Origin of the sequence: Rhizobium mayense (assembly GCF_030272705.1) — a bacterium.
In the GTDB taxonomy this organism is placed as follows: domain Bacteria; phylum Pseudomonadota; class Alphaproteobacteria; order Rhizobiales; family Rhizobiaceae; genus Rhizobium; species Rhizobium mayense.
In genome coordinates this window covers 416,074-436,643 of sequence record NZ_JARFYM010000002.1, presented here as the reverse complement: position 1 = coordinate 436,643, position 20,570 = coordinate 416,074, and the positions used below count along the sequence as shown (strand labels likewise).

Genomic DNA, 20,570 nt, shown 5'->3' with positions numbered 1-20,570 from the left:
AAATCGATATAAGTCACCATTATGCGGTAGTTCGATCACATTCAATCATTTTTTAGATTGACATTGATCGTTATCGGAAAGAAGGTAGCGACCAATCGGGAAGGAGGCGCTCATGAAGGACGATCGGCTGTCTGCAATCAGGCAGCATCTTTACAGCCACGGATTCAGCCATATCCAGGCGATCGCCGATGCCGTCGGAGCGTCTTTGCCGACGGTCAGACGCGATCTTCTTGCCCTGGAGGCAGAAGGGGCGATCGTGCGCACCCATGGCGGCGCACGCATTGCCGATACGGCAGGAACCGAAGTCGCCTTCGAATTGCGCGAGCAAAAGAATCTTGCCGCCAAGCGCGCGATCGCGGACGCCGCCTTCGAGGAATTGACGCCGAAGAGCACTGTCTTTCTCGATGCCGGCACGACCGTGCTGCAGCTTGCTCGGCGCCTGCGGCTCGATCCGATTCCGCTGTCGATCTTCACCAATTGCGTCACCGTCGCTCAGGTGCTGATGGATGTCAGCGATCTCCGCATCACCCTGATCGGCGGCCAACTGCGCCCTGAAAACGCGTCCATGGTTGGGCCAATCGCGGAAAGCGCGCTGGGACGGCTCTGGTTCGATCAGCTCTTTCTCGGTGCCGGCGCGATTGCCGACGACGGCTGCCTCTATAGCCTCGACGAACAGGAAGCGCGGGTCAACGAATTGATGCTGGCTCGATCGGCGAAGAAGGCATTGCTTGTCGACTCCTCCAAGTTCGGACACCGGCTGACCTATCGCGTCGCCCCGCTCGATAGTGATTTGAAGGTGTTCACCGATCACAAGGTGACGGACGAATGGCGAGCGCGCATGAACAATCTCGGGTCCACCGTCACCGAAGCGCCCTATCGAGAGAATGAACGCCGATGAGCTACGTCCTTGGTCTGGATAGCGGCGGCACCAAAACGCTGATCGCGCTTGCGGAAGAAACCGGCGCCGTGCTCGCCGTCGGTTCCGGCGCCAGTCTCGACCCGACTGCAAGCGACGAATGGAAAGCCGCATTGGCTCGCCAAGTGGGTGAGGCGACGCAAGGACGCAAGGCGCCGCTGGCGGCCGCCTTCGGCCTGTCGTTCCATGACGAGATTGAAGACTTCACGCATCAACAGAAGCAAGCGGCGGCAACCCTGCTTCCAACCTCGAAAGTTGTCGTCCAAAACGACGTGCGTATTGCGTTCGATGGCGCCTTCGCGACGGGTGGTGGCGTCCTGGTCCTTGCCGGCACCGGCTCCATGGCGTGGGCAAGCCGCAATGGTCCAGGCGACCGTCATTACCGGATCGGCGGCTATGGCGATGCCTTCGGAGACGAAGGCAGTGCCTGCTGGATCGGCCGCGAGAGCCTGTCGATCGCAAGCCAGGCGCTGGACGGCCGGCTAACGGACGCCGGCGAGTTCGCGCAGGGGATATTGGATGGACTCTCGATCACCTCCGACCGACTGATCGATTGGGTCTATTCCCTCAGCAATCAGCGTACGGCGATAGCCGGTGTCGCAAAAATCACTGCCGCGCTCGCTGCGTCCGGGTCCTTGACTGCACAAGGGCTGCTGGACCGCGCTTGCGATCATCTCGCTGCTCATGTGCTTGCAGCGGAGCGCCTCGTCTCGACACCCGGCAGCGTGCGACAGCCATGGAGCTACGCCGGTGGCGTCTTCGCCAATCCCGTCATCCTGGATGGAGTGAGGCGGCGAATTGGAAGTGACCCGCGCGATCCCGTTTTGCCGCCCATCGGCGGCGCTGTTCTACGCGCGGCACAGCTTGCCGGCTGGAAGACCGATGCGGCCTTCATCGGCCAACTCAAAAGATCACTGCAACAGATTCTTCAATCAACAACGCAATGAAAGGGGAATATCAATGAAGAGATATCTAACCGTACTGATGGCGAGTGCCGCGCTTCTGCAGTTCGCCGTTTCCACGGGTGCGATGGCCGACGATGCCAAGCCGCTGGCCGGCCAGCACCTTACCGTCCTTCTTCCGCCCTGGGGCACGCTCCCGAAGGAGATGACGGACGACTTCACGACCAAGACCGGCATCGTCCTCAACGCGCAAACGCTCGGCTGGGATGACATTCATACCAAGATAGTGACCTCGACTGTCGCCAATGCGGCGCCGGGCGACGCGACGGAGGTCGACTGGTCCTGGGTTGGTCAGTTCGGCGCTTCCAAGTGGTACCAGCCGCTCGACGGCGCCGTCGATGCCAGCGCGGTCGCAGACGCGCCGACTGCGAAGATTTTCACCTATGACGGCAAATTGCTGGCGGTCCCTTACAGCAACGACTTCCGCGTCCTGATCTACAACAAGGCGCAGCTTTCCAAGGCCGGCATCAATACCCCGCCGACGACGCCGGACGAACTGCTGAAAGACGCCAAGGCCATCAAGGACGCCAAGATCGCCGATTATCCGATCGGACTGCCGCTTTCGGCGACCGAAGGCACGTCGACGGCATGGTACCTCCTTACCAAGGCGTTCGGAGGCGATCTCTTCGACAAGGACTTCAAACCGCTCTTCGTGGATCCCAACTCCGCCGGCTACAAGGCGCTCAGCTTTGAGATTCAGGCGATGAAAGACGGCCTGATCGATCCGTCGATGACGGGCCTCAAGGACGTTGAAGTTCAGGAACTTTTCAAGAGTGGAAAGATCAGCTTCGACGTTGCCGGATGGGCTGGCAACCTATCGGTCTATGCGGATCCGTCGAAGTCGCAGGTCTCCAATGATGTCGCCGCTGCGCTGATGCCGTCGACGACGGGCTCCTCGCGCACCATCGGCCTGCCCGAAGCGATCGGTATCCCGGCCGCCGCCGGAAATGCCAAGGCCGCTGCCGCCTTCGTCAACTTCATGCTGCAGCCCGAAACTGAAATTGCCGGCTACAAGGCGCTCGGCAACATGCCGCCGCGTCTCAGCGTCCTGAAGGCGCTGAACAATCAGGGTGCGCTGAAGGATGGTGATGTCCTGCTCAAGCAGGCAGCAACCGTCGAGCCAGTCTTTGCGCAGGGCACCCCTGGCTGGTATCCGGAATTCTCCTCCGCTGTCGCAGCCGCCATCAATCAGGCTGCCAAGGGCCAGTTGACGGTCGACCAGGCAATCCAGCAGATCGCCGCGGCTGCCCAGTCGGCGTCTCAGGACTGAGCCGGCGGAGTTGATGTCATGATTGCATCGTCGTCACAACAAGGATCTCGCCGCCGTCGCGGCGAGGTCGAACTGGGGCTGGCCTTCGTCATTCCCGTGATCGTCATCATGGGCGGTCTGGTGGTCGTGCCCCTGTTGTCGACGATGATCGACAGCGTCTATCGCATCAACCCGATGCATCCGGGCACCCCCTTTGTCGGTCTTGGCAATTATGTCGACTTGTTTCGGGATCCGGCGGTGCGGCAGTCCTGGATCAATACGTTCTATTACGTGGTCATGGCCGTCATTCTGGAAACACTTGGAGGCCTTGGCACCGCACTTTTGCTGAACAGGATCCGCTATGGGCGTCGATGGCTTCTCGCTGCGGTCGTTTTGCCATGGTGCCTGCCGCCCGTCGTCAATGCTGTCGTCTGGCTATGGATCTACAATCCGAGCTATGGCCTACTGAACGGCATCTTGCAGTCGGTTGGACTGATCTCCGCTCCGGTGGTGTTCTTCAATAACAGATACGTGGCGCTCTTCCTCGTGACGATCGTCCATGTCTGGCGCATGATGCCGCTGACGGCGGTGATCCTGCTTGCCGCCCTCCAGAGCATCCCGGGGGAACTCTACCAGGCTGCCAAGCTCGATGGCGCCGGGGCTTTCAAATGCTTTCGGCTCATCACGATGCCGCTGATTGCCAGCGGCCTCGCCATCGCGCTCAGCCAGTCGACAGTTTTCGCGTTCAACCTTTTCGACGAAGCGTGGATATTGAGTGGCGCAAGCCTCGATACGCGTACCGTGATCATCCAGACCTACATGTTCGCCTTCCAGAACATGAAGTTCTCGCTGGGCATGGCGTTGTCGCTGCTTGCCATGCTCGCCTCGCTGTTGATCTCGCTTCTCTATGTCCTGAAAGTCTACCGCGAAACGAGGTTCGACTGATGCTGTCCCGCAACACGAAGCGCATTGGCGGAAAAATCGGTCTGACGCTCGCCGTCGTCCTCCTTCTCATATGGTCGTTGGGGCCGATCTACTGGTCCATCGTCACCAGCTTGACGCCGCCGACCGATCTCGTTTCGGCCAAGCCGCATATCTGGCCTGCCCACCTGACATTCGAGCATTACGCAAAGCTGCTGGGCAGCTCCAGCGTTTCGCAGGGCAATGAGGTGCAATCCGTCTGGCCGCAATTTTCGCAAGCCCTGATCAACAGCGTGATCACCTCCGTGGGAGCGACGATCCTCACTGTCGTGATTGCAGCCTTCAGCGCCTATGCGTTTGTGCGCCTTCGATTTCCGGGCCGCGATGCGATCTTTGTCGTGGTCGTTGCCACTCTGGCGATCCCTGCCTACACGGTGATGATCCCGCTCTATCGGATCATGATCGCGATCAAGCTGGTCGATACCTATCTCGGCGTCACCCTGATCTACGTTTCCGCCTTTCTGCCGTTGGCATTGTGGCTGATGCGCAGCGTTTATCAGGCCATGCCGTTGTCGCTCGAGGAGGCGGCCTGGCTCGACGGTGCCGGCAAGGTCTACACGCTCGTTCGTATCGTTATGCCGCTTGCCGCTCCCGGCCTTATCGCCGCAGCCATCATTACCTTCCTCAATGCATGGGGCCAGTTCCTGGTACCTCTGGTCTTTTCGCCGACGCTGGCAACCAAGCCGCTGACGGTGCTGATCCCGGAGTTCGTGAGCCGCAATTACGTCGACTACGGCCTCATCAACGCCGCAGGCATCGTCGCGATCGTACCGCCGGTCCTCGTCGTCCTGTTTCTCAACCGCTTTCTGGTCAGCGGCCTCATGGCGGGCGCAACCAAGTAATCCTCCCCTCACACAGCAAGGAAATACCGCAATGAATGTAACCGAACGCGTCATCAAGGAACAATTCCCTTTCTGGCAAGGGGCGCTTGATGCCGACATGCCGGCGATCGACGCAGAATGCGTCGTCGTGGTCGGTTGTGGCACGTCCTATTATCTTGCCCAGACGATCGCCTCGGCCTTCAATGTCAACGGTCGCAACGCGCTTGCCGTACCGGGTGGCGAATGGGCGCGTCGCCCATCAAGCTATGTCGCCGACCGCGAGGGCGTTGTTGTCGTCGCCCTGTCGCGCAGCGGCGAATCCACGGAAACGGTTCAGGCTGTCGATGCCAGCCGGGCTGCCGGACTCAGAACGATAGCGGTCACCTGTGAGAAGGATAGTTCTATCGCCCGCGAAGCGGACGAGACGGTCTATTTGCCGACGCACCCGCAGGAGGGTGTCGTGATGACTTCTTCGGCCAGTCTGATGCTGATTGCTGGCCTGCGACTGGCAGGCGTCGCGTTGGACAGCGCCATCACCAAGGTGGCTGCGGGCCCCCTATCTGTCCTGGACGATGTCGATGCCTCGGTCATCGCCGGCCGTCGACACTTTGTCTATCTCGGCGCAGGTGCTCTTTATGGCATTGCCTCCGAGGGTGCTTTGAAGTTGCAGGAGATGAGCATCAGCTACGCTCAGACCTTCCATCCGATGGAATATCGGCACGGTCCGATCAGCCTGATCGACGAAGGCTCGCTGGTGGTTCTGCTCTATAGTGAAGATACGCTCGAAGAGGAGGCGAAGCTCGCCCGCGAAATCCAGGACAAGGGCGGCAAGGTGATCGGCCTCGGCGGCCCCGGCGACATTTCGATACCGCTGGTCGGCAAGCAACTGGCGCGTATCCCCGAAATCCTGCCGGCACTGCAGATTTTCGGGGAGCGGATTGCTCAATCCAAGAAGATCGATACGACGACACCTCGCCACCTGACCAAGGTGGTCGTGCTGTCGTAGCATCTACAGCGCCGCGCGTCACATGTGACGCGCAAAGGTCGCTGTAGCACTTTAAATCTGCTGCATAATTTTATCCTTAAATCGATTCCGATTTAAGGAATTATGCAGTGGGGACCGCCAACGGCGGTCCTCCCTTTCCGCGAAACTGGAATATGCAATGGCAAACTTGGCGATAACCGGCCTGAAGAAGAAATACGGCAACGTGGAAGTCATTCACGGCCTCGACTTGAGGATCGAAGACGGCGAATTTGTTTCGCTGATCGGCGAGTCCGGTTGCGGTAAGTCAACCCTCTTGCGGATGGTAGCGGGTCTGGAAGACATTACGGACGGCACCATCGCGCTCAACGGCTCGGTCATCAATGAGGTCGAGCCGAAAGACCGCGACATGGCCATGGTCTTTCAGAACTACGCGCTTTACCCTCATCTGAGTGTAGCCGAGAACATGGGCTTTAGCCTGCGTCTGCGCAATGTCGGCAAGGCTGAGATACGCAAAGCGGTGGGTGAAGTCGCCGAGATGCTGAATCTCACGCCCTATCTCGACCGCCTTCCGAAGGCGCTCTCGGGCGGGCAGCGTCAGCGTGTCGCCATGGGTCGGGCCATCGTTCGCCGTCCGCAGGTATTTCTGTTCGACGAGCCGCTATCGAACCTCGATGCGAAGCTGCGCGTGCAGATGCGCGTGGAAATCAGGGCATTGCAGCGTAGGCTTGCCACGACCTCCATCTACGTGACGCATGATCAGATGGAAGCCATGACGATGTCCGATCGTATTGTGATCCTCAACAAAGGCCGGATCGAACAGGTCGGTTCCCCGCTTGACCTCTATGATCGACCAGCCACTCTTTTCGTGGCCACATTCATCGGCTCCCCGTCGATGAACTTGCTGGATGCGACCATCGAACGGCAAGATGGTCGATGCGTTGCCCGAATTGGGGCGTCCCGGATTCGCGTTTCCGACGCGATCGACGTTTCGGAAGGCCAACCTGTTGTCGTCGGCATTCGCCCAGAGCATTGGCAGCTTGCCGACATGGGAAGCGACACCGGTCTTCCCTTTGACGTTGAGGCGATCGAGCCAACGGGCGCCGAGACGCATGTCTATGGAAAAGTGAATGATCGACCGGTTGCCGTGGCATTGCGTGAACGGTTGCAGGCCGGCAGCGCGAACCAATTGACCCTGACGGCAGCTCCGGACAAGATCCACATTTTCCGAAAGTCGGATGGCGCCAGACTGAGTTAGTGTTCCGAAGAGAGCGGCATGGGTTTCACGCCTAGATGTTTGAAAAGCCAGCGCCCTTCAATATCTCCTGTCCGCCCGTCGATATCATGAAATCCCGCAACCGCCGGGCCTCATTGGGCGCCCCCTTGCGCAGAGCGAGGCCATATTCGACTTTGGGCGAGAACTCAGCCGGGATGTCGACAACCCTGAAAGCCGGGTCTGGTTCGAGCAAGCGCGCGTTGGAATAATAGCTCATCATCAGATCCGCCTCGCCGTCGGTGATAAGGTAGCCGCCGCCCTTGCCGGGTGGAGTGGGTGGCGAGTTACGGCCGCCGACCAATTGCCGCGCGCGGGCTTTGAGCGCCGTGCCGATGCCGGGATGTTTTGTCTCGATACGGTCGAACACCTCGAAAGCATAGTCGCCGGAGGGATCGTCGCCCGGTGTCGAGGTACCGATCTTCACCAACGGGTCGGAGAGGACATCGAGAAAGTTCTCCGTGGTCATCCCGAGATCGGCGCGGCTGATCACGCAGAGCCGGTTGCGGGCAAAACAGATCGCTTCTTCCGTTACGCCGGCTACCGCAAGCCGTCGCGGATGTTCCATGTTGGCCGAGGCGAAAAGGTCGAAGCGTTCGCCGGCTTCGATCCGCTCCCGCAGCAGGCCCGCCGGCCCAAGCGAAAGCGAAACCGCAATGCCTGTTGCCTCCGTGAAAGCATTGATGATGGCTGGAAAGGCATGCCGCGTGCTGCCGGCGGAGAGAACCTGGACGGCCTCTGTCATGACAAATCTCCTCTTCGCGGCCTCTGCCGGAAAAGCGGCACGAAGATGGTTTCCTCGCGTTCGCCGCTGTCGAGCCGCGCGGAGCGAACGGGAATGCCGTAGAGCGCTTCGAGATTGGCTTCGGTCATCACGTCGTTGGTTGCGCCAAAAATCGTTCGCGCCTGCGGCAGCATCAGCAGGACCTTGTCCGCGACCGTCACCGTATGGTTCGGCTGATGGGTGGTGAAGGCAATCGCCAGCTTTTGCCGATCGGCAAGCGCGCCAAGCAGCGACAGCATCACATCCTGGTTCTTCAGATCGAGCGCCGAAGCGGGTTCGTCGAGCAGCAGCACCGCATTTTCGCCGGCGAGCGCTCGGGCGATCAGCACGAGCTGCCGCTCGCCGCCGGAGAGCGCATCGATGCTGCGCGGGGCATAATGCGCCATGCCGATGGCCTCAAGTGCTTCCATCGCCTTCTCGATGTCGATTTTCCTTGGCGTCTGGAAGAGCGCGATATGCCGAGCCCGACCCATCAGCACCACGTCCAGCACCGAATAGGGAAAGGAACCGGAAAATTCCTGCGGCACGAAACCGGTGCGTGGGTTCAGTGCCGTCTTGCCGGCCGTCGGCTTCAGAAGGCCTGCGAGAACTCGCAGCAGCGTGGACTTGCCACGGCCGTTCGGACCGAGGATGGCGGTGATCTCCCCCGATCTGAGGTCGAAGTCGAGATTGCGGAACTGCCAGCGCTCACCGTCATAAGACTGGCTGGCGGCTTCGATGCTGAGTTGGACCGGATCAGAACCCACGGCCGCCTCGCTGGGTCTGCCATAGGGCCAGGGCAAAAACCGGCGTGCCAATCAGCGCGGTGAGGATCCCGAGCGGGATTTCCGTACTGGTCGCGGTGCGCGCCACCGTATCGATGACGAGCAGATAGAGCGCGCCGATGATGAGCGAGGCTGGCATCATCACCCGATGGTCGGGGCCGACCAACATACGCGCCATATGCGGCACGACGAGACCGACCCAGCCGATGATGCCGCTGACGGCGACCTGTGCGGCAACGATGAAGGAAACGAGGACGAGAATGAACCAGCGCAGCGGCTCGACATTGACGCCGAGCGCGCGGGCGTCCTCATCGCCGACCGATAAGAGATTGATGCGCCAGCGCAGGCCGAGCAGCAGCAGGCTGCCGATCAGCACCGGCCCGGCGATCAGCAGGAACTTTTCCCAGTTGGCAGTGGCGAAACTGCCGAGCAGCCAGAAGACCATGTCGGGCAGCTTGTCCTCAGTGTCAGCCAGATACTGGACGAGGCTGACCAGCGCTCCGAAGAAGCCGGTAACGACGACGCCCGCGAGCACCAGTGCTAGTATGTTGCGGCGAGCCACAACGCCGTTCAGCGCATAAACCAGCACTAGTGCCGAAAGGCCGAAGACGAAGGCTGAACCTAGCAGGCCGTAGCGCGGAAAACTGAGGAGGATGGCGAGCGTGCCGCCGAAAGCCGCGCCCGAAGACACGCCCATCACCTGCGGCCCAACCAGCGGATTGCGAAACACGCCTTGCATCGTCGCCCCCGACAGCGCCAGGCCGGCACCCGCCAACAGCGCCAGCAGGATGCGTGGCATACGCACGGTAAAGACGACATTCACCTCGGTCGGCGTTACCGGCACATCCGACGGAGAGATTGAGGCCCAGAGGATCTGCACCACTCGCGTGAACGGTATGTCGTAGCGGCCGATCCCCAAGGACGAGACTGCCACGAGCGTCAGCAGGATCACCAAAATGGCGATAACAACCTGAGGCTGGCGTCGGGGAAAGGCATCACCGCTCATTGTGCGGCGCGATAGTCGGTGCGGTAGAATTCCTTGTAATAGGCCTCTGCTTCCTTTTGCATGTCGATATCCTGGAAACGCTCGGGGTAAAGTTGCTTGGCCATCCAGAGTTCGCCGAGGGCCATGGCTTCCGGCATCGGATAACCCCAGGCCTTGGCATATTCCGGCATCAGGTAGATTCGGCCATTCTTCACCGCGTCGATCGTCTGCCAGGAAGCGGTCTTCTTGATTTCCTCGACGAGGGTTGGGTAGCGCTCCTGCACGAAGATGACAGCCGGATTCCATTTGAGCACGTCTTCCATCGTCACCTGCTTGAAACCGGCAATTGAGTTGGCGACGTTGCGGGCGCCTGCGCGCTCCATCATCAGACCGGTATATTTGCCGCGGCCGTAGGTCGTGAGATCCGGGTTCGCCATGTAGGTCGCCACTCGCTTGTCTTCCGGGATGTCGGCAAGACGGTCGGCGACGAGCTTGCGGGTCTTCTTGGTAACGGCGATCATTTCCTCGCCCTTGTCCTTGCGGCCGAGAATGTCGGCGATCAGCCGAACGCCGGTTGCAAAACCGGCGTCGATCGCCGCCGGCTCGTCCTTGACGGTCGGGTTGAGCTTCACCGCCTCTTCCGGCGGCACGTCCAGCAGCGAGATGGCGACGACCGCCAAACCCGCATCCTGGATCTGCTTGACCATGTCGGCCGGCGCATAATTGGTGACGAAAACCACGTCCGGCTTCAGCTTCAGGAGTTCCTCGATATTGACCTTCGTCAGACCGCCCGGCATGGCGAGGTTCGGAAGCTGCGGGGCAAGCCGCACGTAGTTGGCGCCAAGTTGCTTCTTCCACTCGTCGAGAACACCGACGACCTTGTCCATCGCGTCGAGCTGCACCGCAATATTGAGCGTCTGGTGTTGCAGGATCACGACCCGGTTCACCGTGTCGGGAATATCCACCTGGCGGCCGATCTGATCAGTGACGACACGGTCGGCGAGGGCGGGTGTGGCGAGCAATAAACCGCTGATAGCAATGGCGATTCTTGCAACGGACGTGAGACGAGCGATCATGACATGGGTCCCTCCAGGAAGAGGCCGACCGCTAGCATGATATTCGGCCGTATACAACGACGTTATATTCAGTCGGATATTTCGTTCTCGTCAAATATGCGGCATCGCGCAGCGACGCCCTAGTTGCTTGACGTCAGCAACTTGATCAGCCGGTCCTCGAATGTGTCGAGGTCGCTTCCCAGATCCCGAGTCGGCCCCGTAAACACCAGCTTTCCGGCGGCGACTATGCTGATCTCGCTGCACAGCGTCCGGATCTCCTGCGCGTCGTGGCTGCTCAAGAATGTCGTGACCGCTTCCTGCGACGCAAGGTCTTTCAATAGTCTCCACGTTTCCCGCTTTGCAGGGAGATCGAGGCCGCGCGTCGGCTCGTCGAGAAACAACACCTTTGGGCCGCCGAGGAGGGCGCGCGCGATTTCGACGCGTCGCTTCATGCCCGTGCTGTAAGTTCCGATCAGCTTGCCGCGAAACTGATGGGCCAGCCCCACGCTGGTCAGGCAGCGTTCGACTGTGTCGGAGACGCCTTCGATCCCGCGTATCCGGGCAAAGTAGGCGAGGTACTCGCGCGCCGTCCAGTCTGACTGGCTCTCGCTGGTTTCGTCACTGACCAGACCAATCAGTTGGCGCACAGCGAGCGGCTCGGAAGCGACGTCATGGCCCCATAGCTTCGCGCTCCCCGACGTTGGTGGCAGAAGAGTGGTCAGCATCCTGATGGTGGTGGTCTTGCCGGCGCCGTTGAGACCAAGGAATCCGTAGAGCTCGCCTTTCGCCACCTTGAAGCTTATACCGTCGACTGCCACCAGGGGGCCGAAGCTGCGGGTGAGAGCGCGTGTCTCGATAGCGAAGTCGGTCATCGCGTTCGCCTCCAGCGATTGAGCATTGCGCCGATGCAGACGATGGGGACAACGGCGCCAACGACCGCCATTTCCGCTAGCGCGTTCGGAACGTGGGCTTCAACCGCGGCGCGCGCCTTCAGCGTATACGGTTGTGAGCCGCCATCGACAGCGTAGGTTGCGTCGAGGTCGAGCGGGTAACGAATGCCACCTATGTCCCAAGGCGCGGTTGGAACGATGTCGACAGGAATTCGGGCGACCCATCCGGTTTCAACGCGACGTCCATCTGCATCTGTCGGCCCGATGCCCGCCGGATAAACGTGTGTCTCAAGATTTCGCAAAAGATCACGGGGCAACACTCGGATATCGAGTCCGCTTTGGCCGACGACGTGAACGTCCAGGTGGACAAGCCTTTGCGTCACGTCGACCGGAAGAAACAAAAGCAGATCCTGGCGCGTTGCTTGGCCGGTCGGAAGCGAGGGCCACTTGTCGCGGTTGAGCAGGGTGTCGCAGCAGGAGGCCGGAAGCGGTTCGTAGGGCTCGACAAGCGCAAGTTGGCCGCCGCCGCGCAGGAAAAGACCGGGTATGGACGGCGCGCCGTTTTGCGCAGGCGCGGCTTTGGTGTAGCTGGTATCGCCGAAAACCATGGGTACCAGTACGAGCGCCAGAACACCGAGGGCGATGACCCAACGCTGTCGCGAACTTGTTTCCCAGGACTCGACCCCCTGCGCCCGCAGGAAGATCCATGCGGATAGAGCAAATGATCCGATCACGACTATCGCCAGGCAAACCCAGGTGCTTGTAGCTGTGTCGGGAACTTCGCCGGTCGCAAGCGTGAAGCCCAATCCGTTCTTCAGAAGCACCAGCGGACTGGCCAAGGTCACATGCCCCATCGCGGTGGCGCCGAACCCTCGGGTAACGAGCAGTTCCTGCAGCGGTGTCAGCACGGCATAGACAAGCATGATGCCGACGCCCGTCGCCACAGGGGGAGCCACGCTTCGCCCGATGAACATGACCCCGACGAGCGTGCCGACCGCGATGCTGACCAGGAGGATGCCGGGCGTCCAAAGGAGATACATCTCAAGCAGAAACGGCATGCCGACATTGGCGATATAAACGGCCGCAAGAGGTGCAACGGCAACATAATAAGCGAGAGCGACCGTCAGTAGCACGAGGATTTTGGCAAGGAACCACTTGCCGCGGCCTACAGGAGCGGTGAAGACGCTCTCGACAAACCTGGTTGCACGGGGACTTGCGATCGTTCCGGCCGACAGAGGCAGGAAGCAGATGGGGGCCAGGAAATAGGCTATGACGCCATAGCCGTCGAGCCAGCTGTCCTGGGAGGCCACGGCGGAGAGCCCGCCCACTCCTAGCAGGACGACTGCAACTCCCAGCCAGGCGAAACGTCCGCGCATCAGAGCGCGCAGTTCTTCCCTATAGAGCGTTAGCATGAGACCCCGACCTCCTTTCCTTTGGCGAGAGAGCCGCCGTCGGTGAATCCTGTGCAGGCGCACTGGCAACGGCACGGCGGAAGTGACGCCCGCGCGAGGCCAGGCCGCCAAAGGCCAGGTAGACCACCGGCGTGGTAAACAGAGTGAGGACTTGGGAAATGAGCAATCCACCAACGATGGCAATTCCCAACGGCGTGCGGAGCTCCGATCCTGGCCCGGTGCCGAGCGCCAGAGGCAGCGCCCCGAACAGCGCCGCAAAGGTCGTCATCATGATGGGACGAAAACGCAGCAGGCAGGCCTGGCGAATGGCAGCCTCAGGCGGCAGGTGCTGCTCGCGCTCGGCGTCAAGGGCGAAGTCGATCATCATGATGGCGTTCTTCTTCACGATGCCGATCAGCAGAATGATCCCGATCATGCCCATGATCGAAAGATCTTGGCCGCAGACAAGGAGCGCAAGCAAGGCACCCAATCCCGCTGAGGGCAGGGTCGAAATGATGGTCAGCGGATGCACCACGCTCTCGTAGAGAACGCCGAGAACGATGTAGACGGCAACCACGGCGGCCAGCAGCAGCCACGGCTGGGTGCGCAGCGAATCCTGGAACGCGCGCGCCGTTCCTTGGAATGTACTTGCCACAGTAATCGGCATGCCAACAGTCAGCTCGGCGGCATGAACGGCGTCGACAGCCTGGCCGAGTGACGTCCCCGGCGTGAGGTTGAAGGACAGCGTTGTCGCGGGCAGCGAGCCTTGATGGTTGATGGTCACTGGCATCACCCCATCATGTACGGAAGCAAGGACGCGCATCGGCACCAGTACTCCGGTTGTCGACGAGCGTACGAAGAGGTGGTCGAGAGCGGCCGTCGTCAGTTGGAAGGAGGGATCGAGTTCCTCGACCACGTGATACTGGCTCACTTGCGTAAACAAGGTCGCGACCTGACGCTGGCCGAAGGCGTCGTAGATCACGTCGTCGATGGCTTGCACGCTCACACCGAGCCGTGAGGCGGTTGGGCGGTCGATGACGAGCGTCGCGCTGGTTGCGGCTGCCTCCCGATCGGAGGTCACGTCCTGAATTTGCGGAATGGACGACATCGCCTTTTGCATTGCGTCCGACCATTGTGCGAGTTCGGCGGTATCGCCATCCTGAAGCGTGTACTGGTACTGTGTAGCGGAAGGACGGCCGCCCACCTGGATGTCCTGCCGGATTTGCATGCCAAGAGTCAGCCCCTGCACGGCTGCGGTTGCCTTCTTCAATCGAGCCATCACCTGGGCCGCGGTCGCCTGGCGTTCGCCGAATGGCTTGAGATTGATTTGCACCTGGCCAATGGCCGAAGAGGGGCTCGGGTTGATCCAGTAGGCGACATTGTCGACATTCGGATCGGCCATGATGATCTTCCCGAGTTCCTGCATCCGGTTCGACATGGCGTGGAACGAGATATCCGTCGCCGCCTGCGCTCGTCCCTGGATGAAACCGGTATCTTGCTGCGGCAGAAAGCCTTTGGGAACCACGGTGTAGAGCCAGAGCGTCGTGGCCAATGTCAGCAGGGTGATCAGAAGTGTTATGAACCGGTGTCGCAGGACGACGTCGAGGCAGGCGCCGTAGCCGTGCGCCGCGGCGTCGAACGCTCGTTCAAACGCCCGGTAGAGTCGCCCATGCGATCGTTCCTGCTCATGATGGATCAGCCATCCGCAAAGCATCGGTGTCACGGTAAGGGAAACGAGGCCGGACATCAGGACCGCAACGCTCACGGTGACCGCGAACTCTCGAAAAAGGCGGCCAACGATTCCTCCCATCAGCAAAATGGGGATGAACACCGCGATGAGCGACACCGTCATCGATATGATGGTGAAACCCACCTCGCTCGCGCCATCGATCGCCGCCTGGATCTTGGTTTTGCCCATCTCGATGTGACGGATGATGTTCTCGATCATGACTATGGCGTCATCGACCACAAATCCGGCTGCGATGGTGAGGCCCATCAGCGACAGATTATCGAGGCTGTCGCCGAGCATATACATGACGCAGAACGTGCCCAACAGCGACAGCGGGATCGTGATGCTTGGAATGAGCGTGGCCCAGATGTTTCTGAGGAATGCAAAAATCACCATGACAACAAGTGCGATCGTGATCAGCATCGTGATCTGGACGTCATTGACCGACGCGGTGATTGTTTGGGTGCGATCCCCGACGACGGACAGTTTCGCGGCCGCTGGCAGGCCGGCTTCAAGCGCCGGCAGCCTGTCCTTGATCCGCTGGATTGTCTCGATGACGTTGAAGCCCGGCTGCTTGTGGATGTCGATCATGACGGCGTGCTTCGACTGCAACCAGGCAGCCTGATGGGTGTCGAGAGGGCCGGTCATAACCGTGCCGAGGTCCTGCAGCCGGATCGGGGCGCCGTCCTTGTAGGCGACAATCATGGATTCGTAGGATGGCACGTCGATGATCTGGTCGGTGGCATTGAGAACGACCGCCCGGTCGGATCCACTCAATAAGCCTTTGGGGGCGTTGACAGTCTGAGCGGAAATCACGCTTCTGATGTCTTCCAGGCTGAGGCCGCGCGACGCAAGCCTGTCGGGGTCCAGGCGAACGCGCACCGACGGCCGCTGGGGACCATGGAAATCCACCAGCCCTACGCCGGTCATTTGAGAGAGCTGCTGAGCGATGACGTCTTCTGCGTAGTGATCAAGATCGGTGAGAGGGATTAGATCGGAGGAGAGGGCAAGCGTCAGGAGCGTCGCCTCGGCTGGGTTCGTTTTTTCGTAGGTTGGTGGGTTCGGGAGGTTCTTGGGCAGATTGCCTGTGGCGGCGTTGATGGCGGCCTGAACATCCTGGGCGGCGCTGTTGATGTCGCGCGTCAGATCGAACTGGAGCGTAATATTGGTCTGGCCGGACGAGCTTGACGAGGTCATCTGCGTGATGCCGGACACGTTTGCGAGTTGGTTTTCAAGCGGCGTGGCGACTGAGGTCGCCATCGTGTCCGCGTTTGCCCCCGGCAAGCTGGTCTGGATCTGGATCGTCGGAAAGTCGACCTGCGGCAGGGGTGCCACCGGGAGGCTGAAATAGGCGACCGCGCCGAGCAGGACGATTGCGAGAGCAAGTAAGGCCGTGCCGATCCGGCGGCGGATAAAAACCTCCGAAAGCGTCATGTCGACGGCCCCTGTGCTTTGTTCGAGTCGCCGGTCTCGGTCCTGGGACTGATTAGGCTTCCCCTGGTCAATCGCGATTGGCCGTCGAGGACAATGTCCTGGCCGGACGACACGCCCGACAGCAGTGCGGTATAACCGTCGACTGTGAGGCCAGTGTTGACTGCAACGGCGGACACCGTCTTGTCCGGTCGGACGACGAAGACATACGAACCGTCCTGGCCGTTCTGGACAGCGGCAGAGGGAACGACGGTCGCGTCATGATCAACGCCTATGAGAACGCGAGCGTCGACAAGTTCTCCGGGCCAGAGCACGCGTGCATCGTTGGGAAAAACGGCCTTGAGCCGAACCATGCCCGTTGCGACGTCGATCTGACTGTCGATGACCTCAAGCTTTCCATCTGCGAGGTGACGGCTACCGTCGCGACTGTCGACGGCGACGGCAAGATCGCCTTGTGCTTGCCCCGCGACAAGCGCCGGCAAGTCGTCCTGGGGAAGGGAGAATCGTACGGCGATGGGAGACATCTGCGTAATGCTGACGAGACCAGTCGAGTCGCTTGCGTGGACGACGGCGCCCTCGTCGACCTGCCTCATGCCCGCCCTCCCGGCAATCGGCGCCTTTACCGTCGTGAATTCGAGGTTGAGTTTGGCGGCATCGATCGCCGCCTGGTCGCCTGCCAAGGCTGCCGTGAAAACGGCGACCTGGGCCCTGGCTGTCTCCACCGCCTGGTTCGTTCCCGCGCCTGAGGAACCTAGCTTCTCGGCGCGAGCCTCATCTGCTCTCGCGTTGTTGAGGGATGCCTGGTCCTTCTGATAGGCAGCCTCGGACTGCGCAAGTTGGGCCTGGTAGGGGCGCGGGTCGATCTGCGCGAGGACATCTCCGGCCTGAACGTCCCTGCCTTCCTTGAAGCCTATCGTCTGCAACTGTCCGTCGGCACGGAACTTGACGTCGATGGCATTGAGCGAAATCACCGTGCCGAGGCCGGATCGCTCAATTCGGAGATCGCGGGTCGAGGCCTTTGCCACTGTCACCGGAATTGCCGCGGGCTTCGAGGAGGGGGCGGCGTCACTGTTCTTTTTAGCTTGCGGGAACGGCCATCCGTGATTGGGCTGCAAGACAAACAAGCCGCCGCCGAAAATAGCGCCGAGCACAAGGGTTGTCACGAGCGCCCGCAGCCAGCCATTGCTGCGAGATGGTCGCTGCTCGTCCATGTTTTTCACAAACTGTCTCCACCATCATCCGTTGCGGCGCAAGGACACGACTGGGCCTCGGCCCGTTGCATTCCCCGCGACGGATTCGCATCATGGCCGCCCTTCGATGGAGCCGGCGTCTCACGAACGTGAAATTCGATTCAGGATGGCAGTCGCCTTGTCCGACTTCGTTCGTTCAGGGCGTGCGAGTACCTGCCGAGGCAATCATGTAGCCCGCGCCGGGCACGGTCTGAATAAGTTGGGTATCGAAGCCGTTGTCGAGCTTGCGTCGCAAGCGATGAATGTGCATTTCGATAATGTTGCCACGCGGTTCGAAGTCGTAATTCCAGCCCGCTTCGAGCAGCATGGACCGGGTGACGACCTGGCCCGCATGAAGCATCAATGTCTGAAGCAACAAGAACTCGCGGTGGTGAAGCGCGATCGGCCGTCCAGCGCGTGCTGCACTTCGGCGCCGCAGATCGAGCTCAAGGTCGCCCACGCGCAACATGGTGATGTCGCCGTAGCGGCCAGCGCGGCGGCTTAGTGCTTCGAGCCGGGCAAGTACCTCAGAAAAGGCGTAGGGCTTGACGAGATAATCGTCGCAACCAGCGCGAAGGCCCTCGATCCGTTGGCTGGCGGTGGCAAGTGCGCTAATCATGAGGATCGGCAGCTCGAGCTGATCGCCACGTAGACGCCGCACGATATCGAGACCGTCCATCCCTGGAAGCATTCTGTCCAGGATCATGGCATCGTAGATGCCCTCCAGAGCCATGGTCAGGCCGGTTTCGCCGTCGGACGCCCGGTCGACGATGTAACCGCTCTCCGACAGACCCCGTGTCAAATAGGCGGCGGTCTTTTCATCGTCTTCTACGATCAGGATACGCATGATTTTGCCGTCCGATGCGAGATTGCGCGATTCAACGACACCGGTCGCTAGCGAAGCCGACCCCGCGATTCGGCTCACATACTTGGGTGCACATTGCGGAAAAGCCAAGATTAATTAGATTTCATGTTCGTGCGAAGCATAGGCTGATATTCAAGTGAGATAGTGGCTGCACGCGCTGGGCCGGTAGACCTGAGTCGACACGGCTGGCAACTGGTGCCGGAGAAATGCGATGTCACGAATCCTGGTGGTCGAAGACGATGAGCGAACCTCGGAGGAGATCGAGGCCGCGCTTGCCGATGCTGGCCATCGTGTCGAGCAGGTGGCCACCGGGCGTGAAAGCATCCTTAAGGCTATTGCGGAGACGTTTGACGCCATCATTCTCGACCGCATGCTGCCGGGCGATGTCGACGGACTCGGCGTCCTTGCGGCGCTGCGCGCTGCGGGCGTGCAGACACCGGTGCTCATCCTGAGTGCATTGTCGGCGGTAGACGAGCGTGTCCGCGGCCTCAAGGCTGGCGGGGACGACTACCTGACCAAACCATTCGAGTTCCTGGAATTGACGGCACGACTGGACGTTCTCATGAAGCGGCGATCCGGCCCGATTGTCGCGACAGTCCTGCGCGTCGGTGATCTGGAAGTGGACCTTCTGAGGCACGTGGTACGCCGAGCAGGCGAAGTCATCGATCTGCTGCCACGTGAATACCGTCTTCTGGAATATCTGATGCAGCATGCAGGTCAGATCGTCACCAGAACGATGCTTTTCGAGGAAGTCTGGCACTATCGCTATGACGAGCCGACCAATCTGATCGACGTACATGTGAGCAAGTTGCGCCGCAAGATCGATCAAGCGGGTGCCGCTTCCATGATTCAAACTATCAGGGGCTCGGGCTATGTTCTTGCAGCGCCTAAATGATATCTGCCGGACGACCAGCTTTCGCCTGTCCATGTCGTTCCTGGCGTTGTTCGGACTCGCGTCCCTTGTGCTCTTCGGTTTCATGTATCTTGAAACGAAGAACTTCATGCAGAACAAGGTCGACGAATGGGTCCAGAGCGAAGTGCAGGAGTTTGCCCAGCGTCCTATCGATGACATCGTCTTTCGGTTGGGAGGCCGGACAGCGCGAGGGGCGGATGTCGAGCGCCCGATCGCATTGTTCGACAAAGCCGGAGTTCGCGTGGCCGGCAGCGACATTCTGCTTCCGTCAACGGCTCCTGACGGAGATAGTTTGTTCGATTTCAAAATTCAGGGATCTCCGGGGCATACGCATTTCCGCGGCGTGGTCCACCACCTCGCGTCTGGACACCGGCTACTGATCGCGCAAGACATCGGTGAGTTGCGCGAGTTCGACGAAGTGCTTTCCGGCGCGATGCTGCTTGCCGGAACCATCATAGCTGCCATAGGGCTGGCGGGCGCCGCGATAGTGGGGACCGGCGTCGTTGGCCAAATCAATGGTATCACGCGTGCCGCGCGCGACATCATGGCAGGCGATCTTTCGAAGCGCCTGCCGGCGCAAGGGAATTCAGGAGACGTCGCGCGACTGGCGAATGTGGTCAATGAGATGCTCGCCGAGATCGAGCGGTTGATGCACGAGGTCAAGGGCGTCTGCGACAATATTGCTCACGATTTGCGGACACCGCTAACGCGTCTGCTGGCCGGTCTTGAGCGGGTCCAACGTCGCGCCTCCTCAATGGACGACTATCGCCGCGGCGTTGACGAAGCCATCGGCGAGACACAAGCTGCCCTTAGAACATTCAGCGCGCTGCTTAAGATTTCCGAAATCGAGGATGGCGTCCGCCGGTCCGGCTTCAGACCGGTCGATCTTGTCGCCGTGACCGCGGATGCACTCGATTTTTACGAGCCAGCGGCTGAAGAAAAATCAATAGATATCAGCTTCTCAGTCGAGGGCTCGCCGGATGCCACCATACCCGGCGAGCCGAGCCTATTGTTCGAGGCGATCGGCAATCTCGTCGACAATGCAATTAAGTTTACGCCGGAAGGAGGGCGCGTTTCGGTCAGAATCCTTGACGGGCCGGAGGGGATCGGCGTCGCAGTTTCAGATACCGGACCGGGAATTCCAGAACGGGAGAGCGAGGCCATAGTCAGGCGCTTCTATCGGACGGAACGAAGTCGCCAGGCGCCGGGCAACGGCCTGGGGCTAAGCCTCGTAGCGGCCGTTGCCCGTCTGCATGGAATGGTTGTCGTTATTGACCAGCCGACGATGGGGGCCTCCGTCTCGCTGCGCTATCCGATCGCATCGGGCGCCTCGAAGTATTAGGCTGTGTA

At 60.5% G+C, this 20,570-nt stretch carries 18 protein-coding genes; 9 read left to right on the top strand and 9 right to left on the bottom strand.

From position 1 onward, the window contains the following. Positions 1 to 94 precede the first annotated feature (94 nt). The 7 genes from PY649_RS04705 to PY649_RS04675 all read left to right on the top strand — a co-directional run bounded on the left by PY649_RS04705 (position 95) and on the right by PY649_RS04675 (position 7,169). Entirely contained in the window at positions 95 to 898 is an 804-nt protein-coding gene (locus PY649_RS04705) for a DeoR/GlpR family DNA-binding transcription regulator (protein WP_432761326.1), read from the top strand. Further along, a complete protein-coding gene (locus tag PY649_RS04700; protein ID WP_285867005.1) occupies positions 895 to 1,863 on the top strand; it encodes an N-acetylglucosamine kinase in 969 nt (322 codons plus the stop codon). The genes PY649_RS04705 and PY649_RS04700 overlap by 4 nt, the downstream gene beginning before the upstream one ends. Before the next feature lie 13 nt (positions 1,864 to 1,876). Next, positions 1,877 to 3,148, top strand: a complete 1,272-nt coding sequence (locus PY649_RS04695; RefSeq protein ID WP_285867003.1) for an ABC transporter substrate-binding protein — start codon at positions 1,877 to 1,879, stop codon at positions 3,146 to 3,148. Positions 3,149 to 3,166: 18 nt separating this feature from the next. Beyond that, a complete protein-coding gene (locus PY649_RS04690) occupies positions 3,167 to 4,072 on the top strand; it encodes a carbohydrate ABC transporter permease (RefSeq protein ID WP_285867002.1) in 906 nt (301 codons plus the stop codon). 35 nt (positions 4,073 to 4,107) lie between these two features. Continuing rightward, complete coding sequence (locus PY649_RS04685) at positions 4,108 to 4,950, top strand: carbohydrate ABC transporter permease (RefSeq protein WP_432761325.1); 843 nt, start codon at positions 4,108 to 4,110, stop codon at positions 4,948 to 4,950. Positions 4,951 to 4,981: 31 nt separating this feature from the next. Continuing rightward, positions 4,982 to 5,935 carry an SIS domain-containing protein gene (locus PY649_RS04680; RefSeq protein WP_285867000.1) on the top strand — a complete coding sequence of 318 codons (954 nt, stop codon included), beginning with the start codon at positions 4,982 to 4,984 and terminating at the stop codon, positions 5,933 to 5,935. Positions 5,936 to 6,092: 157 nt separating this feature from the next. Further along, positions 6,093 to 7,169 carry an ABC transporter ATP-binding protein gene (locus PY649_RS04675; protein ID WP_285866999.1) on the top strand — a complete coding sequence of 359 codons (1,077 nt, stop codon included), beginning with the start codon at positions 6,093 to 6,095 and terminating at the stop codon, positions 7,167 to 7,169. 31 nt (positions 7,170 to 7,200) lie between these two features. Here the strand turns inward: PY649_RS04675 and PY649_RS04670 are convergent, their stop codons facing one another. From PY649_RS04670 to PY649_RS04630, 9 genes are all read right to left on the bottom strand, one after another. Next, entirely contained in the window at positions 7,201 to 7,929 is a 729-nt protein-coding gene (locus tag PY649_RS04670) for a molybdate ABC transporter substrate-binding protein (RefSeq protein ID WP_285866998.1), read from the bottom strand. Continuing rightward, a complete protein-coding gene (locus tag PY649_RS04665) occupies positions 7,926 to 8,714 on the bottom strand; it encodes an ABC transporter ATP-binding protein (protein ID WP_285866997.1) in 789 nt (262 codons plus the stop codon). Before PY649_RS04665 ends, PY649_RS04670 begins: the two co-directional genes overlap by 4 nt. After that, positions 8,704 to 9,738: a FecCD family ABC transporter permease gene (locus tag PY649_RS04660; protein ID WP_285866996.1), complete on the bottom strand. Its 1,035-nt coding sequence runs from the start codon at positions 9,736 to 9,738 to the stop codon at positions 8,704 to 8,706. Before PY649_RS04660 ends, PY649_RS04665 begins: the two co-directional genes overlap by 11 nt. After that, on the bottom strand, positions 9,735 to 10,793 hold the full coding sequence (locus tag PY649_RS04655) for an ABC transporter substrate-binding protein (protein ID WP_285866994.1): 1,059 nt from the start codon (positions 10,791 to 10,793) through the stop codon (positions 9,735 to 9,737). Before PY649_RS04655 ends, PY649_RS04660 begins: the two co-directional genes overlap by 4 nt. A 119-nt stretch (positions 10,794 to 10,912) precedes the next feature. Next, the gene (locus PY649_RS04650) at positions 10,913 to 11,644 is read right to left on the bottom strand and encodes an ABC transporter ATP-binding protein (protein WP_285866993.1); all 732 of its coding nucleotides are present in this window, start codon (positions 11,642 to 11,644) and stop codon (positions 10,913 to 10,915) included. Continuing rightward, positions 11,641 to 13,074, bottom strand: a complete 1,434-nt coding sequence (locus PY649_RS04645) for an ABC-2 transporter permease (RefSeq protein ID WP_285866992.1) — start codon at positions 13,072 to 13,074, stop codon at positions 11,641 to 11,643. Before PY649_RS04645 ends, PY649_RS04650 begins: the two co-directional genes overlap by 4 nt. Continuing rightward, a complete protein-coding gene (locus PY649_RS04640; protein WP_285866991.1) occupies positions 13,058 to 16,216 on the bottom strand; it encodes an efflux RND transporter permease subunit in 3,159 nt (1,052 codons plus the stop codon). The genes PY649_RS04645 and PY649_RS04640 overlap by 17 nt, the downstream gene beginning before the upstream one ends. Further along, positions 16,213 to 17,424, bottom strand: a complete 1,212-nt coding sequence (locus PY649_RS04635; RefSeq protein ID WP_285867193.1) for an efflux RND transporter periplasmic adaptor subunit — start codon at positions 17,422 to 17,424, stop codon at positions 16,213 to 16,215. Before PY649_RS04635 ends, PY649_RS04640 begins: the two co-directional genes overlap by 4 nt. Positions 17,425 to 17,599: 175 nt before the next feature. Next, entirely contained in the window at positions 17,600 to 18,289 is a 690-nt protein-coding gene (locus PY649_RS04630; protein ID WP_285866990.1) for a response regulator transcription factor, read from the bottom strand. Positions 18,290 to 18,518: 229 nt separating this feature from the next. Here PY649_RS04630 and PY649_RS04625 point away from each other — a divergent pair, with 229 nt between their 5' ends. Together PY649_RS04625 and PY649_RS04620 are read left to right on the top strand one after the other, a co-directional pair. After that, positions 18,519 to 19,202: a response regulator transcription factor gene (locus PY649_RS04625; RefSeq protein ID WP_285866989.1), complete on the top strand. Its 684-nt coding sequence runs from the start codon at positions 18,519 to 18,521 to the stop codon at positions 19,200 to 19,202. After that, positions 19,180 to 20,562 carry a sensor histidine kinase gene (locus PY649_RS04620; RefSeq protein ID WP_285866988.1) on the top strand — a complete coding sequence of 461 codons (1,383 nt, stop codon included), beginning with the start codon at positions 19,180 to 19,182 and terminating at the stop codon, positions 20,560 to 20,562. Before PY649_RS04625 ends, PY649_RS04620 begins: the two co-directional genes overlap by 23 nt. Positions 20,563 to 20,570: the final 8 nt, after the last annotated feature.